The following is an 18,544-nucleotide window of genomic DNA, read 5'->3' as shown; positions in this document are numbered from 1 at the left end:
CATCGCTTTTTTTGTACATAATGTTTTGAAAACTAAATAGAAAACTATTAATTTCAAAGTATGAGTATTGTCATTTTTTGAACGAATTATTTAATCTAAATTTGGTAAGTTTAAAAAAAATGATTTAAAATAATCGTATGAGACCACTTAAAATAATTGTGCTAGCAAAACAAGTACCAGACACTAGACATGTTGGACCTGACGCAATGAAGCCAGATGGAACTGTTAACAGAGGTAAACTTTCAACAGTATTTAATCCAGATGATTTGCACGCATTAGAATTAGCGTTAAACATCAAAGATCGCATACCTGGTACGAAAGTTACCATATTAACGATGGGGCCACAAAAAGCTGCTGATATAATCCGTGAAGGATATTACAGAGGTGTGGATGATGGAATTATGATTTCCGATCGTCGTTTTGGAGGCGCTGATACATTGGCAACTAGTTATACCATTGTTCAAGGAATTAAAAAAATTGCTGATTACGATTTAATCGTAGGAGGTAGACAAGCTATTGATGGAGACACAGCACAAGTTGGACCACAATGTGCTGATAAATTAAATATTCCACAAGTAACATATGTTGAAGAAATATTAGATTTCAATGATACTCAAATTATAGCAAGAAGACGATTGTCTAAAGGAGTGGAAACAGTTTCGTCACCTTTTCCTTGTTTAATGACAGTTCATGGATCTTCACCAGAGTGTAGATCAAGAATTGCTAAAAATGTTATGAGGTATAAATATGCGAGAACTAAAACCGAAATGAGAAAAGGTGATCCGGTATTAGAAAAATTGCATAAGAAAAGACCACATTTAGTGATTCCAGAATGGAGTGTAGAAGATATTGATGCGGATATCAATAAAATTGGTTTAGCAGGTTCTCCTACAAAGGTAAAAAGTGTTTCAAGTATCGTATTAACTGCAAATGAGTCTAAAGTTTTAACTGATTCAGATAGCGATATTGAAGGAATGATTAAAGAATTAATTAAACATCACACCATTGGGTAGTTGATATAACTTAAAATGAATAAAATGAAAAGTGTATTTGTTTATTGCGAAATAGAAAATGAAAATGTAGCAGAAATAAGTCAGGAGTTATTATCAGCTGGAAAAAGATTAGCTCAAAAATTAGGAGCTCCTTTAGAAGCTATGGTTTTTGGAAATAATCTAAACGGAATCGAAAGTCAAATTTCACCTTATGGAGTTGATAAACTATTTATTGCTGATGATTCGAAGTTAGACCCTTATAGAACTTTGCCACATGCAGCTTTAGCTTATAAAATATTAAAAGAACAAGATCCTCAAATTGTATTGTTTGGAGCAACTTCCGTAGGGAGAGATTTAGCGCCAAGATTGGCTTCAAAATTAAATTGCGGATTAACGGCTGATACTACAATATTGGATATTGGAGATCATTTTGTAAAAAAAGAGAAGAAAGAATATACCGATTTGTTATATGCAATTCGTCCAGCCTTTGGAGGAAGTATTATGGCAAATATTATAAACTGGGATATGCACCCTCAAATGGCAACTGTTAGAGAAGGTGTCATGAAAAAAGAAATTATTGACGAAAATTATAAAACGGAAATAATTGAGATAAATGCAAATGAAGTTTTATCAGATGAAGACTTTGTTGTAGAGGTTATTGAACGTCATATTGAAGAATCTGGTGTAAATTTAAAAGAATCGCCAATTATTGTTGCGGGAGGTTACGGTGTAGGATCAAAAGAAAATTTTGATTTACTTAGAAATTTAGCCAATATTTTAGGCGGAGAAGTAGGTGGCTCTAGAGCAGCAGTTGATGCTGGTTTTATAGATCACAATCGTCAAATTGGACAAACTGGTACTACCGTTAGGCCTAAATTATATATTGCAGCTGGTATTTCAGGGGCTATTCAACATACAGCTGGTATGCAAGATGCTTCTATGATTATTTCAATAAATAATGATCCAGATGCTCCAATTAATGCTATTGCAGATTATGTAATAACAGGTGATTTAGGAGTCGTGCTTCCAAAAATGATTAAATATTACAAGGAAAACGCTAAGTAGATTAATAATTAAATGATGAGTTTTTTTTAGGAAAACTCTAAATATAAAATAGAAAAAAATGGATAATTTTTTCACAGATACACCCGATTTTAAATTTCATTTGAAAGATCCAATTGTACAAAAAATAGTAAAATTAAAGGAAAATGATTTTAAGGAATCAGAAGAGTTTGATTTTGCACCCTTGAATCATGACGATGCTATAGATACTTATGAGAAAATATTAGAAATTGTTGGTGATATTTGCTCAAAAATAATAGCTAAAAATGCTGAATCTGTCGATTTAGAAGGTCCACATATTGAAAATAATGAAGTTATTTATGCAAAAGGAACAACCGCCGATTATAAAGCATTACATGATGCTGGTTTAATAGGAATGTCGTTACCAAGAAAATATGGAGGATTGAACTTTCCATTATTGCCATACGTAATGGCTGCCGAAATGGTAGCACGTGCCGATGCTGGTTTTGCCAATATTTGGGGTTTACAAGATTGTGCAGAAACTATTTATGAATTTGGTTCAGAAGAGCAACGTAAAAAATATTTACCGCGTTTTAATCGTGATGGAGCAACAGCTGCTATGGTGCTGACTGAACCAGATGCAGGATCAGATTTACAAGCTGTAAAATTAAAAGCGGTTTTTGATGAAGAAAAAAACACGTGGATTTTAAATGGTGTAAAGCGTTTTATTACCAATGGAGATGCAGATATCTCTTTAGTTTTAGCACGTTCAGAAGAAGGAACATTAGATGCTCGTGGATTGTCAATGTTTATTTATGACAGAAATGATCACGCAGTTGAGGTTAGACATTTAGAAAAAAAATTAGGAATTAAAGGCTCTCCAACTTGTGAGTTGGTTTTTAAAGATGCACCAGCTGAATTGGTTGGGAAAGAACGTTTTGGTTTGATAAAATATGTAATGGCGTTGATGAATTCTGCACGTTTAGGTGTGGGGGCTCAATCTGTTGGGATTGCTGATGCTGCTTATAGAGAAGCTTTAAAATATGCAGAGGACAGAGCTCAATTTGGAAAAGAAATCGTGAATTTCCCTGCAGTGTACGAAATGTTGACAAATATGAAAATTCGTATAGATGCACTTCGTTCTTTGTTGTATGAAACTACTCGTTTTGTTGATATTACTAAAGTGTATGAAGAGGTAAAAAACATTCGCTCTTTGGAGAAAGAAGAGCGTATGGAAATGAAACATTATGCAAGATTGGCAAATGTTTTTACTCCATTAATTAAACTAACTGCAAGTGAAGCTTGTAATAGAATTGCTTATGATTCTTTACAAATTCACGGAGGAACAGGGTTTATGAAAGATTTTCCAATTGAACGAATTTATAGAGATGCCCGTATTACATCAATTTACGAAGGAACATCACAGTTGCAGGCAGTTGCGGCAATTAAAGGTGTTACTACTGGAGTTTTTTTAGAACAAATTAAAAAGTACGACGCTGAAATCTTAGATAAAAACTGTGAGATTAGAACAAAGTTGCATAAAATGACTGAAGAATATGGAACAATTGTTCAGCGAGTAATAGATATGGATAGTACTGAGTTGATTGATTTTCATTCAACAAGGTTAGTTGAAATGGCTGGTAATATCATTATGGGATATCTATTAGTGATTAATAGTCAAAGAGATGAATCATTTACAAAATCTGCTAGGTTATATGTGAATTTAGTCCGTTCAGAAAATAGAGAACGATTTGATTATATGGCGAATTTTAGATTAGAGAATTTAGAAATGTATAAGGAAGTTGATACAACAGTTTTGGAACATTAATTCAATTTATTTTTAATTGATTGAAAACCTATTCTGAAATTTTTCAGAATAGGTTTTTCATTTTAAATTAAGCTGTTTAGTTTAAATAAATAAAGTAAATTTGAAATTGTAAAATAAATAATAGTGGAGTTACAATTTTCTATAATAATACCTGTTTTTAATAGACCTTCGGAGATTGAAGAGTTGCTTCAAAGTCTAACCAAACAAACATATACTGCTAATTTCGAAGTACTAATTATTGAAGATGGTTCAACATTAAAATCTGATACCGTTGTTTCAAAATATGCTAAAGAATTAAATATAAACTATTTTTATAAAGAAAATACTGGAGCAGGTCCAAGCAGAAATTTCGGAATGCAACATGCATCTGGGAATTATTTCATCATTTTTGATTCAGATTGTATTATTCCATCAAATTATTTAGTTGAGGTTGAAAAAGCGTTGAACTTAAATTTTACCGATGCTTATGGTGGTGCTGATGCAGCTCATTATTCTTTTACCACAATTCAAAAAGCTATAAATTATAGTATGACTTCCTTTATGACAACTGGAGGAATTAGAGGAAGTAAACAAGCGGTAGATAAATTTCAGCCTAGAAGTTTTAATTTTGGTATATCTAAAAAAGCATTTGAAACAACGCAAGGTTTTAGTAAAATGAAAATAGGAGAGGATATAGATCTTACTTTTCGTTTATGGGAACATAATTTTGAAACTCAATTTATTAATAATGCTTTTGTTTATCATAAGCGAAGATCAACATTTCAACAATTTTTTAAGCAAACTTTTGCATTTGGGAATGGGCGTCCATTTTTAAATAGAAAATATCCACATACAGCAAAAATTACTTATTGGTTTCCTTCCTTATTCATAACTACATTGGTAAGTGCAATTTTATTTTATATGGTAGGTATAAATATATTTTTAGTTTTTTTTGCGATTTACTTTATAGCTATATTTTTAGATTCATTGGTAAAAAATCAAAATTTTTCTGTGGCGTTTTATAGCGTGATAACAACTTTAATACAATTTTTTGGATATGGTTTAGGTTTTATCAAAGGATTAATTCAGGAATAAAAAAATCCAGATATTTTTAAAATATCTGGATTTTTTTAATTTTAAAAAGGAAGGTATTATTCTTCAACCTTTTTTTTACCCTTACTAATTTTGATAGTTAGCTCGTTTGTTTTTTTATCTAAATCCATTGAAATTGAATCTCCTTCACTTAATTTAGAATTCACAATTTCTTCAGCTAAAGCATCTTCAATATATTTTTGAATTGCACGTTTTAAAGGTCTAGCTCCGTATTGTTTATCAAAACCTTTATCTGCAATATAATCTTTAGCTTTATCTGTTAGTGTAAGTTTATACCCTAAATCTTCGATACGCAAAATAAGTTTCTTTAATTCAATATCGATTATAGAATGTATATCTTCTCTTTCCAATGCATTAAAAACTACAACATCATCAATTCTATTTAAAAATTCAGGAGCAAAAGATTTTTTCAAAGCGTTTTCTATCATGCTTTTAGCATTCGCATCAGCTTGAGCTACTTTAGAAGCAGTACCAAATCCAACACCAGCACCAAAGTCTTTTAGTTGTCTAGAACCTATATTTGACGTCATAATGATTATAGTATTTCTAAAATCAATTCTTCTTCCTAGACTGTCAGTAATATGACCATCATCTAATATTTGAAGTAGCATGTTAAAAACATCTGGATGTGCTTTTTCAATCTCATCTAATAACACTACAGCATAAGGCTTACGTCTGATTTTTTCTGTAAGTTGACCACCTTCTTCATAACCAACGTACCCCGGAGGTGCTCCAATAAGGCGTGAAATAGCAAATTTTTCCATGTACTCACTCATGTCAATTCTAACAAGTGCATCTTCATTATCAAATAACTCAGTAGCTAAAACCTTTGCAAGCTGCGTTTTTCCCACTCCTGTTTGTCCCAAAAATATAAATGACCCAATTGGCTTATTTGGATCTTTTAATCCAACTCTATTCCTTTGAATAGCCTTAACAACCTTAGCAACAGCATTATCTTGACCAACAACTTTACCTTTAATAAGTTCAGGTAAATCGTGCAGTCTTGTACTTTCTGCTTCAGCAACTCTATTTACTGGAATACCTGTCATCATAGAAACAACTTCAGCAACGTTATCTTCAGTTACAATTTCTCTATTTAACTTAGATGCTTCTTCCCATCTTAATTGAGCGGCTAAAAGTAAACCTTCAACACGTTTTTCATCATCGCGTAAACGAGCTGCTTCTTCATATTTTTGACCGTTTACAGCAGCAGATTTGTCGTCTTTAATTTTTTCTAATTGAGTTTCAAGTGTTAACACTTCTTTTGGAACAACAATATTTGTAATGTGAATTCGAGAGCCAGCTTCATCTAAAGCATCAATTGCTTTATCTGGTAAAAAACGATCTGTCATGTATCTATTTGTTAATTTTACACAAGCTACAATAGCTGCATCTGTATAATCAACGTTATGATGTTCCTCGTACTTATCTTTTATGTTTTGTAAAATTTGAACTGTTTCATCAACTGACGTAGGTTCCACAATAATTTTTTGGAATCTTCGCTCTAATGCTCCGTCTTTTTCAATGTTAGTTCTAAATTCGTCTAAAGTTGTAGCTCCAATACATTGAATTTCTCCTCTTGCCAATGCAGGTTTTAACATATTTGAAGCGTCTAATGACCCTGTTGCTCCACCAGCTCCAACAATGGTATGAATTTCATCAATAAATAAAATGATATCATCATTTTTTTCTAATTCATTCATTAATGCTTTCATTCTTTCTTCAAACTGTCCACGATATTTTGTGCCTGCAACTAAACTTGCTAAATCGAGAGAAACTATACGTTTGTTGAATAATATACGTGATACTTTACGTTGAACAATTCGCAACGCTAACCCTTCAGCAATCGCAGATTTACCAACTCCAGGCTCGCCAATAAGCATTGGATTGTTCTTTTTTCTACGGCTTAAAATTTGAGATACTCGCTCAATTTCTTTTTTTCTTCCAACTACTGGGTCTAAATTACCTTCTTCTGCCAAACTTGTTAAGTCACGCCCAAAGTTATCTAAAACTGGAGTTTTAGATTTTTTATCAGTGGGTTTTGCTCCTTTAGGTTGTTCAAAAGGGTTTGACTTGGGTGTGTCAAAATCATCATCTGAACTATTTTCTGCTTTTGGTAAATTCATTCCTTCGTTTAAATAAGATTGTTTAAATATAGTTTTTACATCTTCATAACTAGCTCCAAAATTATTCAATAATTTTGTAGTTGGGTCATTTTCGTTTCTCAATACACAAAGCAATAAGTGCGCAGTATTAACAGAGTCACTTTGATATAATTTTGCTTCTAAAAATGTTGTCTTAAGGGCTTTTTCAGCTTGCCTTGTTAAATGTAAACTTTTTTTGTTGTTTTCATCTAAAGATGGGTTTGCCGGGCTTAATACTTCAATTTTCCTTCTAAGGTGATCAAGGTTTATATCTAAGGAATTTAAAATCTCAATTGCTTTTCCAGCTCCCTTTCTTAATAATCCAAGCATTAAATGTTCTGTTCCAATAAAATCATGACCTAATCGTAAGGCTTCTTCTTTACTGTATGCAATAACATCTTTTACTTTTGGTGAAAAATTATCGTCCATTGTTTTCTATTTATAATGTAAAATTAACTGATTTTTTTCTTTTTTATGTGCAAAAACAGCACCACTTTCTAAAAAATCATTAAAATAGTGAAATAATAGAATTTAAAAAGCTTGATAATCAAATAGTTACTGTTGATTTTTTTAACGTTTTATTGTTAATAAATATTACAAAAACAGCTGTTCAAATAACTTGTAAAAAATGTAAAAATTGTATATTGCTTTGTTGAAAAATAAGACTAAAATAAATTAAAAAAAACATATGGCAGACGGAGAAAAATTGATTCCTATAAATATTGAAGATGAAATGAAATCTGCTTACATTGATTATTCAATGTCAGTAATAGTTTCAAGAGCATTACCCGATGTAAGAGATGGTTTAAAACCAGTGCATAGAAGAGTTTTGTATGGAATGCATGAATTAGGTGTTAAAGCTACTGGATCTTACAAAAAATCAGCAAGAATAGTTGGTGAAGTATTAGGTAAATATCACCCGCACGGTGATACTTCGGTCTATGATTCTATGGTGCGTATGGCACAGGATTGGAGTGTAAGATATATGATGGTTGATGGTCAAGGTAACTTTGGATCTGTAGATGGTGATAGTCCGGCAGCAATGCGTTATACAGAAGTTCGTATGCGCAAAATATCTGAGGATATGCTTTCTGATATTGAGAAAGACACTGTGGATCATAAATTAAATTTTGATGATACATTAAATGAACCTGTAGTTTTACCAACACGTATTCCAAATTTATTGGTAAATGGGGCATCTGGTATTGCTGTTGGTATGGCTACAAATATGGCTCCTCATAATTTAACTGAAGTTATTGACGGAACATTAGCTTATATTAATAATAGAGATATTGAAATTTCTGAATTAATGCAGCATATAAAAGCTCCAGATTTTCCAACTGGAGGTATTATTTATGGTTACGAAGGTGTTAAAGATGCTTTTGAAACCGGTAGAGGAAGAATTGTAATGCGTGCTAAGGCTGTTATTGAGGAAGTTGCGGGAAGAGAATGTATCATCGTTACCGAAATTCCATATCAGGTTAACAAAGCAGAAATGATTAAAAAAACTGCAGATTTAGTTAATGATAAAAAATTAGAAGGTATTGCCAATATACGTGATGAGTCTGATAGAAATGGAATGCGCGTAGTTTATGTGTTGAAACGTGATGCTATACCAAACATTGTTTTAAATAAATTATATAAATATACAGGTCTTCAGACATCATTTAGCGTTAATAATATTGCCTTAGTGAATGGCCGCCCGCAACAATTAAACTTAAAAGAATTAATTCATTATTTTGTTGAGCATAGACATGAGGTAGTTGTAAGAAGAACTGAATTTGAACTTAAAAAAGCAGAGGCTAGAGCTCATATTTTAGAAGGTTTAATTATAGCAAGTGATAACATTGATGAAGTTATTAAAATAATTAGAGCTTCATCAAATGCGGATGAGGCTAGAGAAAATTTAATCGAGCGTTTTGAATTAACTGAAATTCAGGCCAAAGCCATAGTTGAAATGCGTTTGCGTCAATTAACAGGTTTAGAGCAAGATAAATTGCGAGCTGAATATGACGATATTATGAAATTAATCATTGATTTGAAAGATATTTTAGCTAATGAAGATAGACGTTACGAAATTATTAAAGAAGAATTAGTAGCAGTTAGAGATAAATATGGCGATGAGCGCCGATCAGTTATTGAATATGCGGGTGGAGATTTATCTATTGAAGATATGATTCCGAACTCACAAGTAGTGGTAACTATTTCACATGCTGGATATGTTAAACGTACTAATTTAGACGAATATAAAGTTCAAAATAGAGGTGGAAGAGGTCAAAAAGGTGTTGCTACTAGAAATGAAGATTTCCTTGAGCATTTATTTATAGGTACAAACCATCAATATATGCTTTTCTTTACGCAAAAAGGAAAAGTATTTTGGATGCGTGTTTATGAAATTCCTGAAGGAGGAAAAACTTCTAAAGGTAGGGCTATTCAAAACCTTGTTAATATTGAACAAGACGATGTTGTTAAAGCATTTTTAGTTACTGAAGATTTGAAGAATGAAGAATATGTGAACAGTCATTATATAATTATGGCTACTAAAAATGGTCAAGTTAAAAAGACTTCATTAGAACAATATTCTCGTCCAAGAACAAACGGTATCAATGCTATTACTATTAAAGATGGAGATGAATTATTAGAAGCTAAATTAACCACAGGTGATAGTCAAATAATGATTGCTTTAAAATCGGGTAAATCAATTCGTTTTGAAGAAAGTAAAACTCGACCAATGGGTAGAAATGCTTCAGGAGTTAGAGGTATTACTTTAAATCATAAAGATGATGAGGTTGTTGGTATGATTGCTGTTAATGATATTGATAGTAATGTATTAGTAGTTTCAGAAAAAGGATATGGAAAGCGTTCAAGCCTAGAAGATTATAGAATTACAAATCGTGGTGGTAAAGGTGTCAAAACTATTAATATTACTGAAAAAACTGGTGGTTTAGTAGCAATTAAAAATGTAACAGATGAAGATGATTTAATGATTATTAATAAATCTGGAATTACGATTAGAATGGCTGTTGCAGATTTAAGAGTGATGGGACGAGCTACTCAGGGTGTGAAACTGATAAATATAAAAGATAGTGACTCAATTGCAGCGGTTGCAAAAGTATTGCATGAGGATGAAGAATTAGATGAAATTGAAAATGGCACGGAAATTGAAAATAATGAAGAGAACAATAACGAAGAGAATACAAATCAAGAATAAACCAATTAACATGAGAAAACAATTATTAATACTGTCTGCTTTATTTATAAGCTTAACAGTTTTCGGTCAAAAAAACGAACTAAAAATTGCTGAAAAAGCAATTAAATCTAACGATTTTACTACGGCACTTGATGTGTTGAACAAAGCGGAAAGTTTAATTTCAAATGCAGATCAAAAAACAACTGCCAAGTTTTACTATTTAAAAGGAAAAGCATTATATCAAAATGGTGCTGCTAGTGCAGATATTTCAAAAGTAGGTGAAGCTTTTAACAAATTAATTGATTATGAGAAAGAAACGAAACAAAAATATACAAATGAGTTTGGAGAATTATTAAATAAATTAATAAGCAGTGTTGCTGAAAAGGCTTCTAGTGATTATAGCTTGGCAATCCAAACTAAAGAAGATGCTGATTATTTGAGTGCAGCTAAAAAGTTTCACCAAGTATATTCATTAAGCCCACGAGATACATCGTTTCTTGATAATGCAGCGTTGGTATATTATTTTGCAAAAGATTATGAAACTTCAAAAAAGTTATATCATAAATTATTAGACTTAAATTATACTGGAATTACAACGGTTTTTAAAGCCAATAGTGTTGAAGATGGTAAAGAGCTTACTTTTGCTGATAAAAAAGCAATGGATTTACAAGTAAAATTAGGTTTAGCTGAAAATCCAAGAGAAGAAGCTAAAGAATCACGTCGTGAATTCATTTATAAAAATTTAGCTATGAACTATTCAAACCTAGAAGACAATCAAAAAGCATTAGAAGTAATTGCTGATGGAAGAGCTGAATTTCCTGAAAGCTATTCATTATTAATTGATGAAGCTAATGTATATTACAAATTAGGTGATAATGTAAAGTTTAAAGAACATTTAGAAGACGCTATTAAAATGAATCCAACGGATCCAACTTTATATTACAATGTTGGTGTAATGAATATGGATCAAGGAAAAATTGATGAAGCAATTACGTTCTTCAACAAAGCTATTGAATTAAAACCTGACTATGTTGATGCTTATAATAATATTGGGGCTGCAATAATAGATAAAGTGACTCCTATAATAGAAGAAATGAACAAAAGTTTATCAGATTTTGATAAATATGATAAATTACAAGCACAACAATTTGAAATATATAAAGAAGCTGTTCCTTATTATGAAAAAGCTTATGAATTAAGTCCAGATAATATTGGTGTTATTCAAACATTAATGGGCTTATATGAAAATTTAGAAATGAAGGAAAAATTAGAAAAGATTCACGAGGTTTACGATAGTTTAAAGCAATAGTTTTATAGAAATCTTTGTTAAAAAAAGCTCATATTTTATGAGCTTTTTTTATATAATTTTTTTAATAACTCTTAATTTGTGAGTATGCTTTTGAGTATCGATATTAAAGATACCACTATGGTCAATTCTATCAACTCTAATTTTTCCATATGCATGAATTATATAATTATCTTTCATAATAATTCCAACATGAGTAATTGTGCCTTCATTATCATCAAAAAAAGCTAAATCACCTGGTTCACTTTCTTCAATAAAGCTAAGGGCTTCTCCCTGAGTGGCTTGCTGCCTTGCATCTCGCAATAATTTATACCCACAAAGTTTATAAACCATTTGTGTAAAGCCAGAACAATCTATGCCAAAAGGAGTTTTTCCTCCCCACAAATAAGGAGTATTCAAATATTTAAATGCAGTATTTACAATACTTTCTTTTGATTGTTTCGCAGTAATTATAGTCCCTTCATAAAAATAATCTGTCGTATTTATAAGTAATTTTTTATCAAAATAAAGAGGTAATGAAGATCCGAGAGGTAAAGTTATGTAGTTGTCTTTATGATAGGTTGCAAATTCAATTAATTCATTAGCATAAGTAGGAGTACTATTTTGAATTTTTGTATACAATTCCTCTGAAATTTCTTCAAATTGTTTGTTATCAACCCAACCTTCATAATTATCAAAAGCAACTCTAATTTTACTCCAATTTTTACGTATTTCTAGTAGTTTAAAATGCTCTCCAAATAATAATTGTGAAATCATTTCACTATTATCAATCGGTTCAATTCTAATTGGAACAATACTTAAATTACAAATACCGTAGTGCATATAAATATATTATATTCTTTCAATTACCATAGCACTTGCTCCGCCACCACCATTACAAATTGCAGCTGCCCCAATTTTGGCGTTATTTTGCTCTAATATTGAAGTTAAAGCAATAATAATTCTTGCACCTGACATTCCAAGAGGGTGACCCAAAGAAACAGCCCCACCATTAACATTTACTTTTTCAGCGTCTAAATTTAAAATTTTGATATTTGCCAGTCCTACAACTGAGAATGCTTCGTTCAGCTCAAAAAAGTCAACCTCACTTTGAGCGATTCCAGCTTTAGCTAATGCTTTTGGTAACGCTTTTGCAGGAGCCGTAGTAAACCATTTCGGTTCGTGTGCTGCATCAGCATAACCAATAATTTTTGCTATTGGTTTTAAATTTAATTCTTTAGCTTTATCTAAACTCATGATAACCAAAGCAGCAGCACCATCATTTAATGTTGAAGCATTTGCAGCAGTTACTGTACCGTCTTTTGAAAAAACAGGACGTAAGGTTGGAATTTTTTCCATTTTTACGTTTTTGTATTCCTCATCTTCAGAAAATAAAATAGGTTCTCCTCTTCTTTGAGGAATTTCAACAGGGACAACTTCATTCTTAAAATTACCTTTGGCCCAAGCTTCTGCAGATCTATTATATGATTCTATTGCAAAATTGTCTTGATCTTCTCTTGTGAAATCATATTCGGCAGCACATAAATCACCACATGTTCCCATATGTTTTTGATCATAAACGTCTGTCAATCCATCAACTAAAAGTCCATCAGCCATCGAAATATTACCTAATTTTGTTCCTGTTCTTCCAGCTACATAGTGAGGGATACTACTCATATTTTCCATTCCACCTGCTACAATAATTTCAGCATCACCTGCTTTAATCGTTTGAGCTGCAATCATTATAGCTTTCATACCTGAGGCGCATACTTTATTTATAGTTGTACAAGGAACTGTATCAGGAATACCAGCAAAAATAGCAGCCTGTCTAGCAGGAGCTTGTCCTAACCCAGAAGAAACAACATTTCCCATTAAAACTTCATCTACTAATTTAGGATCTAAATTTATTTTATTTAATGCTCCTTTTATGGAAATAGCACCAAGTTTAGGTGCAGGAATATTAGCTAGAGTTCCTAAAAAACTTCCAATAGGTGTTCTAGCCACTGATACAATTACAATTTCTTTCATATTTGATTCTTAGAATAATTCTATTGCGAATTTAAGTAATTTTTAATGATTTTTAGAACATTAAAATAGAGTTTATTGCATGTAATAAACATTACATTATAAAAATTTTTCTTTATTAATTTGCTTGAGTTATTTAAAAACAATTAGTTATGCGTGTAAATGATACTTTTAACAAACACTATATTGCAATTATTGGAGGTTCAATATCAGGTTCAGAAGCTGCAAATTTACTTGCTGAAAAGGGGTTTAAAGTAATTGTTTTTGATATGAACAAATTACCTTATGGTAAAATTGAAGATGGATTACCAAATTGGCATATGAATTTAAGGAATCGTCAAATTAATGAAATAGATATTAAGTTAAGCCACCCAAATATAACATTTGTACCTAATACAAAAATTGGAAAAGATATAATTTTTTCAGACTTATTGGAAACTTGGGGGTTTACGGCAATAATTTTAGCAAATGGTTCATGGAAGGACAGAGCTTTGCCAATTCCAAAAATTGAAAAATTTCTCGATAAGGAGTTAATTTATCAGAATTCTTTTATTCATTGGTTTAATCATAAACATGAACCTAATTATAGTGGAAAAAATTACTTCATTAAAGATTGCACCGTAGTTGTTGGAGGAGGATTAGCGTCTTTAGATGTAGTTAAAATTGTGATGATTGAGTTAGTTAAAAAGCAATTATTTATAAAAAAAGGTATTGATGTAGATTTATTTACTCTTGAGAAAAAAGGTATTCCTATAACTTTAGAAGAGCATAATGTTTCTTATGACGAGTTGAATATAGAAAAGGCTAAGCTTGTATATAGAAGAACTGCAAAAGAAATGCCCTTAAAATCGCCAAAAGATGATACACTTGAAAGTATGGAGTCCGCTCAATTAGTATCAGAAAAATTATTAAATAAGTACATTGAAAAATATGTTTTTGAATTTATTCCTTTAAGTATTCCAGTTAAATATACTGAAAAAAATAATAAATTATCAGGTGTTATATTTCAAAAGGTAATAAGTAAAAACGGAAAAATACAACCTATAGAAAATAGGTTTTTTGAGATAAATACATCATTATTAATTTCTTCAATAGGAAGTGTACCTGAGCAAATAGAAGGTTTAGAGTATACTAATTCATCATTAAAATTGGCGAAAAATTCTGATTATTTAGTTGAAGGTTTTGACAATATTTTTGCAGTAGGTAATGCAATAACAGGTAAAGGAAACATACAAGATTCGAAGCGGCATGGTAAACAAATGACATCTTTAATAATAGATAATCATTTAACTGAAGATGAACTTGAAAAATGGTTAATAATCTATAATGATGAAATTAAAACGAACATAAATAAACAAATAAATACAATTTTTAACGAAATTTCCAGTCTTCCAGTTCTATCCAAAACAATTTTAAATACAATTGTAAAGAGAACGGATGAGATTCATAGACGAATTAATTTTACCAATTATAAAGACTGGATACAAAGCAATATGCCTGAACGATTAGAGGATATCTTAAAAAATAAAACAGATTGCAAATGTATATAACAGAATAATTGTTATTTTTGATGGGCAAATGCTAACTTGGTGAAAAATTTCATAAATAAATTACTTGTAAATCATTCTTTAATATATAAGCTTTTTTTATATATAGTAACAATAATTTTAGTTGTTTATCTTTTTCCGAAAGGAGGTCAATTCAAATATGAATTTCAAAAAGGAAAACCATGGCAATATGAAAATTATTATGCTCCATTTGATTTTGCTATAAAAAAAACAACTGAAGAGATTGATAAAGAAACCAATCAAATAAAGGATAACTCAAAACAATTTTTTAAATATGATGATGGAATTGCTATAAACGTTAAAAGTACAGTTCTAGATAAAATTGCACAGTTACTTTCAAATTCTATGTTGTCAGAAAATGCTAAAACTGACTTAAATCAGAAGGCATTAGAAATAATTGATAATATTTACGAATATGGATATTTAGAAACATCAAACATTCAATCTATTGAAAATAAAATAATTACACTTAGAAGAGGTAATAAGATAGAGGACATTCACCCGAATAAATTATTCAAATCCTCTCAAATTTTAGCAGCTATTAATTCAGTAATGGGATTTCAGCCTTACACACAGGAAGAGAGTAATATTATGAATATTATTTATGAAGAATTAAAGCCAAATGTTAGCTATGATAAAAATTTTACGGATAAAGTACTTCAAGAAAATTTAAGTAAAATATCTTATACAAAGGGATTGATTTCTGAAAAAGAGCGAATAATATTTAAAGGTGATATTGTTGAAGGGGAAAATTTAATGAAGTTAAATTCAATTAAAAGTGAATTTGAATCACAAGTATGGAGCAAATCAAATTATAATTGGATTGTTTTTGGTTATACTATTTTAGTGGCACTATCATTTTTAATGTTACTTCTTTTTTTAAGAAAATATAGAATGGAAATTTTTGAGAATAATAATAAAGTTACTTTTATATTTTTCAATATTATCTTGATAGTTCTTTTGATTACGTTAATTGCAAAATTTGATGTGAAGTATATTTATGTAGCTCCAATAGTTATATTACCGCTAGTTTTAAAAGCGTTTTTTGATGCAAGATTGGGTTTGTTTACTCATGTTTTAACTGTTTTGTTGCTCGGTTTTATAGTCCCAAATAGTTTTGAGTTTATATTTTTACAAATCATTGCAGGTATTGTTACAATTTTAACTATTTCAGAACTTTACAAAAGAGCAAATTTATTTATTTCAGTTTTACAAATAACATTTGTTTATTTTCTAGCGTATTTTGCTTTTTCGATTATTCAAGAGGGAAACGCGCAAAATTTAGACTGGGATAAGTTTTTATATTTCTCGTTAAATGGTGCAGCTACCTTATTTGTGTTACCTCTAATATATATATTTGAAAAATTATTTGGTCTAATTTCTGACGAGTCATTGAAAGAATTGTCAAATACCAATTCAAAATTGTTACGTGAGTTAGCAGAAAAAGCTCCTGGTACATTTCAGCACTCATTACAAGTTGCAAATTTGGCAGAGGCCTGCGCTAACGAAATTCAAGCAAATTCAATGCTTGTGCGCACAGGAGCATTATACCATGATATTGGAAAAATGGACAATCCAATGTTTTTTACTGAAAATCAATCCACAAATGTAAATCCGCACAACGAATTAACCCCTAGGGATAGTGCTCAAATAATAATAGATCATATTATAAAGGGGGTTGAGATGGCTAAAAAGAATCATTTGCCAGATAGGATAATTGATTTTATTAGAACGCATCATGGAACTACATTGGTTTATTATTTTTATAAGAAAGAAGAGGAGTTATTAGGAGCTAATATCAAAACGGAAGATTTTCAATATCCTGGTCCAATTCCTTTTTCTAAAGAAACGGCAATTTTGATGATGTGTGATTCCGTTGAGGCAGCATCTAAGAGTGTAAAAGATCCTAGTGCACTTGCTTTTGATAATTTAGTAGAAAAGATAGTAAATAAGCAAATGGAGGATCGTCAATTTATGAATGCAGATATTACTTTTAAAGAATTGCAAACTATAAAAAAGGTTCTCAAGAAGAAGCTTAAAAATATTTACCACGTACGAATTGAATATCCAGAATAAATAACTTACAATTTTAAGTAAAAAAAGAAGAAAAATGTTGTGTAAATGCATTTCTAATGCTACATTTGCACTCGCAAAAATACGTTCATAAACATATTTAGGAGAGGTGCCAGAGTGGTAATGGAGCAGATTGCTAATCTGTCGACGGGTAACTGTCGCCAGGGTTCGAGTCCCTGTCTCTCCGCATTTTTTTATTTTTCGGGGTGTAGCGTAGCCCGGTTATCGCGCCGCGTTTGGGACGCGGAGGTCGCAGGTTCGAATCCTGCCACCCCGACAAAGTAAAATACTCTAAAATAGGGTCGCGTAGCTCAGCTGGATAGAGCATCTGCCTTCTAAGCAGACGGTCACAGGTTCGAATCCTGTCGCGATCACTATAGAACCTTCAACCTAAAAAGTTGGAGGTTTCTTTTTTAGGTTAATTTTCACGGTTTAAATTCTCAAATAATTCAAGAGTTTGGTTTGAAGTCAGGTCCATATGGCTCACAAAAAACCTTATCAAATTTTTGATAAGGTCTTTTGTTTATAGAATATACTGTATACTAATTCGTAAGTGATAAATGGAATTTTCAACGATTAAAATTTAATCCTTACCAATTTTTTTAGGGTTCTTCATGTTCTGATCCATTTCTTTTTTTAAGTCCAAAGCAAGTATATATATGGCCAATTTGCTACGTAAAAAATATAAGATTACAATGATAGCAGCCGTAATAGGCACTGTATAAATAAAGTCTACTTCATCTGCGTACTTTTCACTGTCATTAATAACGGAAATTAATTGAAACAAATAAACTGAAGTTGGTATAAGAATAGCATGTACCCACCAATGCTTATTTGTTAAAAACCAAATGATTAATAGTGAAAGAGGTACAAATTTAGATAATAGAAAATAAATATAAGTCTGAACTCGTATATAGTGTCCACCCTTTATTACACCAAATACGGTCTCATAATTCTCAATTGATTCTGGTATTTTTTGATGTATATATAAGAGATATGGAATAAATATGACTAGCAGCATGATAATGCTTCCAGTCCATAATGAGGTTTTTCTATCGTTTTTCATGGGGTTAATCATTCAGGGTTATTCAAATATACCTTTTTATTTTAGTTCATGCAAAAAACCACAATAAAATTTTTATTGTGGTATCAATGCTTATAGTTGCATAAATAGTATTTATCCTCTAGTCGGTAAAATAATATTTGCCTTTCTAATAGCTGTATTATCTGTAGAAGTATAACTTAAAACTGCTACCGCTACAAATGCAGATACCATAAGCAATCCGAAAATTAATTTTAGTTTTTTCATTATAGTAAGAATTAA

Annotated in this window: 12 protein-coding genes and 3 tRNA genes; 11 read left to right on the top strand and 4 right to left on the bottom strand. The window is 30.9% G+C overall.

The window, feature by feature from the left end; genetic code table 11:
- The first annotated feature begins 137 nt into the window (after positions 1–137).
- The 4 genes from HKP59_RS05795 (at position 138) to HKP59_RS05780 (ending at position 4,917) form a co-directional block, all read left to right on the top strand.
- Positions 138–1,013, top strand: a complete 876-nt coding sequence (locus HKP59_RS05795) for an electron transfer flavoprotein subunit beta/FixA family protein (RefSeq protein WP_291804439.1) — start codon at positions 138–140, stop codon at positions 1,011–1,013.
- A gap of 24 nt (positions 1,014–1,037) precedes the next feature.
- Positions 1,038–2,057 carry an electron transfer flavoprotein subunit alpha/FixB family protein gene (locus HKP59_RS05790; RefSeq protein WP_291804436.1) on the top strand — a complete coding sequence of 340 codons (1,020 nt, stop codon included), beginning with the start codon at positions 1,038–1,040 and terminating at the stop codon, positions 2,055–2,057.
- Between the two features lie 58 nt (positions 2,058–2,115).
- Positions 2,116–3,843: an acyl-CoA dehydrogenase family protein gene (locus HKP59_RS05785; protein WP_291804434.1), complete on the top strand. Its 1,728-nt coding sequence runs from the start codon at positions 2,116–2,118 to the stop codon at positions 3,841–3,843.
- A gap of 123 nt (positions 3,844–3,966) precedes the next feature.
- Entirely contained in the window at positions 3,967–4,917 is a 951-nt protein-coding gene (locus HKP59_RS05780; RefSeq protein WP_291804432.1) for a glycosyltransferase, read from the top strand.
- Positions 4,918–4,973: 56 nt separating this feature from the next.
- Here the strand turns inward: HKP59_RS05780 and HKP59_RS05775 are convergent, their stop codons facing one another.
- On the bottom strand, positions 4,974–7,508 hold the full coding sequence (locus HKP59_RS05775) for an ATP-dependent Clp protease ATP-binding subunit (RefSeq protein WP_291804430.1): 2,535 nt from the start codon (positions 7,506–7,508) through the stop codon (positions 4,974–4,976).
- A 259-nt stretch (positions 7,509–7,767) separates the two neighbouring features.
- On the opposite strand from HKP59_RS05775, the gene gyrA reads away from it, so the two are divergent.
- Positions 7,768–10,290 carry a DNA gyrase subunit A gene (gene gyrA, locus HKP59_RS05770; protein WP_291804426.1) on the top strand — a complete coding sequence of 841 codons (2,523 nt, stop codon included), beginning with the start codon at positions 7,768–7,770 and terminating at the stop codon, positions 10,288–10,290.
- 10 nt (positions 10,291–10,300) lie between these two features.
- Entirely contained in the window at positions 10,301–11,578 is a 1,278-nt protein-coding gene (locus HKP59_RS05765) for a tetratricopeptide repeat protein (RefSeq protein ID WP_291804424.1), read from the top strand.
- A gap of 48 nt (positions 11,579–11,626) precedes the next feature.
- Here the strand turns inward: HKP59_RS05765 and HKP59_RS05760 are convergent, their stop codons facing one another.
- The gene (locus HKP59_RS05760) at positions 11,627–12,397 is read right to left on the bottom strand and encodes a C40 family peptidase (RefSeq protein ID WP_291804421.1); all 771 of its coding nucleotides are present in this window, start codon (positions 12,395–12,397) and stop codon (positions 11,627–11,629) included.
- A gap of 9 nt (positions 12,398–12,406) precedes the next feature.
- Positions 12,407–13,582, bottom strand: coding sequence for an acetyl-CoA C-acyltransferase (locus tag HKP59_RS05755; protein WP_291804418.1), 1,176 nt, complete (start codon positions 13,580–13,582; stop codon positions 12,407–12,409).
- Between the two features lie 149 nt (positions 13,583–13,731).
- Between HKP59_RS05755 and HKP59_RS05750 the strand changes: the two genes are divergently transcribed.
- The 5 genes from HKP59_RS05750 to HKP59_RS05730 all read left to right on the top strand — a co-directional run bounded on the left by HKP59_RS05750 (position 13,732) and on the right by HKP59_RS05730 (position 17,594).
- Positions 13,732–15,129, top strand: a complete 1,398-nt coding sequence (locus HKP59_RS05750; RefSeq protein WP_291804416.1) for a hypothetical protein — start codon at positions 13,732–13,734, stop codon at positions 15,127–15,129.
- A gap of 39 nt (positions 15,130–15,168) precedes the next feature.
- Positions 15,169–17,223 carry an HDIG domain-containing metalloprotein gene (locus tag HKP59_RS05745; protein ID WP_291804414.1) on the top strand — a complete coding sequence of 685 codons (2,055 nt, stop codon included), beginning with the start codon at positions 15,169–15,171 and terminating at the stop codon, positions 17,221–17,223.
- A 100-nt stretch (positions 17,224–17,323) separates the two neighbouring features.
- Positions 17,324–17,407: transfer RNA gene (locus tag HKP59_RS05740), tRNA-Ser, on the top strand.
- A 15-nt stretch (positions 17,408–17,422) separates the two neighbouring features.
- A tRNA-Pro gene (locus HKP59_RS05735) sits at positions 17,423–17,497 on the top strand.
- A 23-nt stretch (positions 17,498–17,520) separates the two neighbouring features.
- Positions 17,521–17,594: transfer RNA gene (locus HKP59_RS05730), tRNA-Arg, on the top strand.
- Between the two features lie 209 nt (positions 17,595–17,803).
- Here the strand turns inward: HKP59_RS05730 and HKP59_RS05725 are convergent.
- Positions 17,804–18,298, bottom strand: a complete 495-nt coding sequence (locus HKP59_RS05725) for a hypothetical protein (protein ID WP_291804412.1) — start codon at positions 18,296–18,298, stop codon at positions 17,804–17,806.
- Positions 18,299–18,544: the final 246 nt, after the last annotated feature.

The sequence above is a fragment of the Lutibacter sp. genome (assembly GCF_013041805.1).
GTDB lineage: Bacteria > Bacteroidota > Bacteroidia > Flavobacteriales > Flavobacteriaceae > Lutibacter.
The sequence above is the reverse complement of the archived record's forward strand: the minus strand, read 5'-3'. Positions and strand labels throughout refer to the sequence as shown.

What these genes read in the sequence shown, in the direction of transcription:
- HKP59_RS05795 (WP_291804439.1), top strand. Translation starts at nt 138, where the DNA reads ATGAGACCACTTAAAATAATTGTGCTAGCAAAACAAGTACCAGACACT.
- HKP59_RS05790 (WP_291804436.1), top strand. Translation starts at nt 1,038, where the DNA reads ATGAAAAGTGTATTTGTTTATTGCGAAATAGAAAATGAAAATGTAGCA.
- HKP59_RS05785 (WP_291804434.1), top strand. Translation starts at nt 2,116, where the DNA reads ATGGATAATTTTTTCACAGATACACCCGATTTTAAATTTCATTTGAAA.
- HKP59_RS05775 (WP_291804430.1), bottom strand. Translation starts at nt 7,508, where the DNA reads ATGGACGATAATTTTTCACCAAAAGTAAAAGATGTTATTGCATACAGT.
- gyrA (WP_291804426.1), top strand. Translation starts at nt 7,768, where the DNA reads ATGGCAGACGGAGAAAAATTGATTCCTATAAATATTGAAGATGAAATG.
- HKP59_RS05765 (WP_291804424.1), top strand. Translation starts at nt 10,301, where the DNA reads ATGAGAAAACAATTATTAATACTGTCTGCTTTATTTATAAGCTTAACA.
- HKP59_RS05760 (WP_291804421.1), bottom strand. Translation starts at nt 12,397, where the DNA reads ATGCACTACGGTATTTGTAATTTAAGTATTGTTCCAATTAGAATTGAA.
- HKP59_RS05755 (WP_291804418.1), bottom strand. Translation starts at nt 13,582, where the DNA reads ATGAAAGAAATTGTAATTGTATCAGTGGCTAGAACACCTATTGGAAGT.
- HKP59_RS05750 (WP_291804416.1), top strand. Translation starts at nt 13,732, where the DNA reads ATGCGTGTAAATGATACTTTTAACAAACACTATATTGCAATTATTGGA.
- HKP59_RS05725 (WP_291804412.1), bottom strand. Translation starts at nt 18,298, where the DNA reads ATGATTAACCCCATGAAAAACGATAGAAAAACCTCATTATGGACTGGA.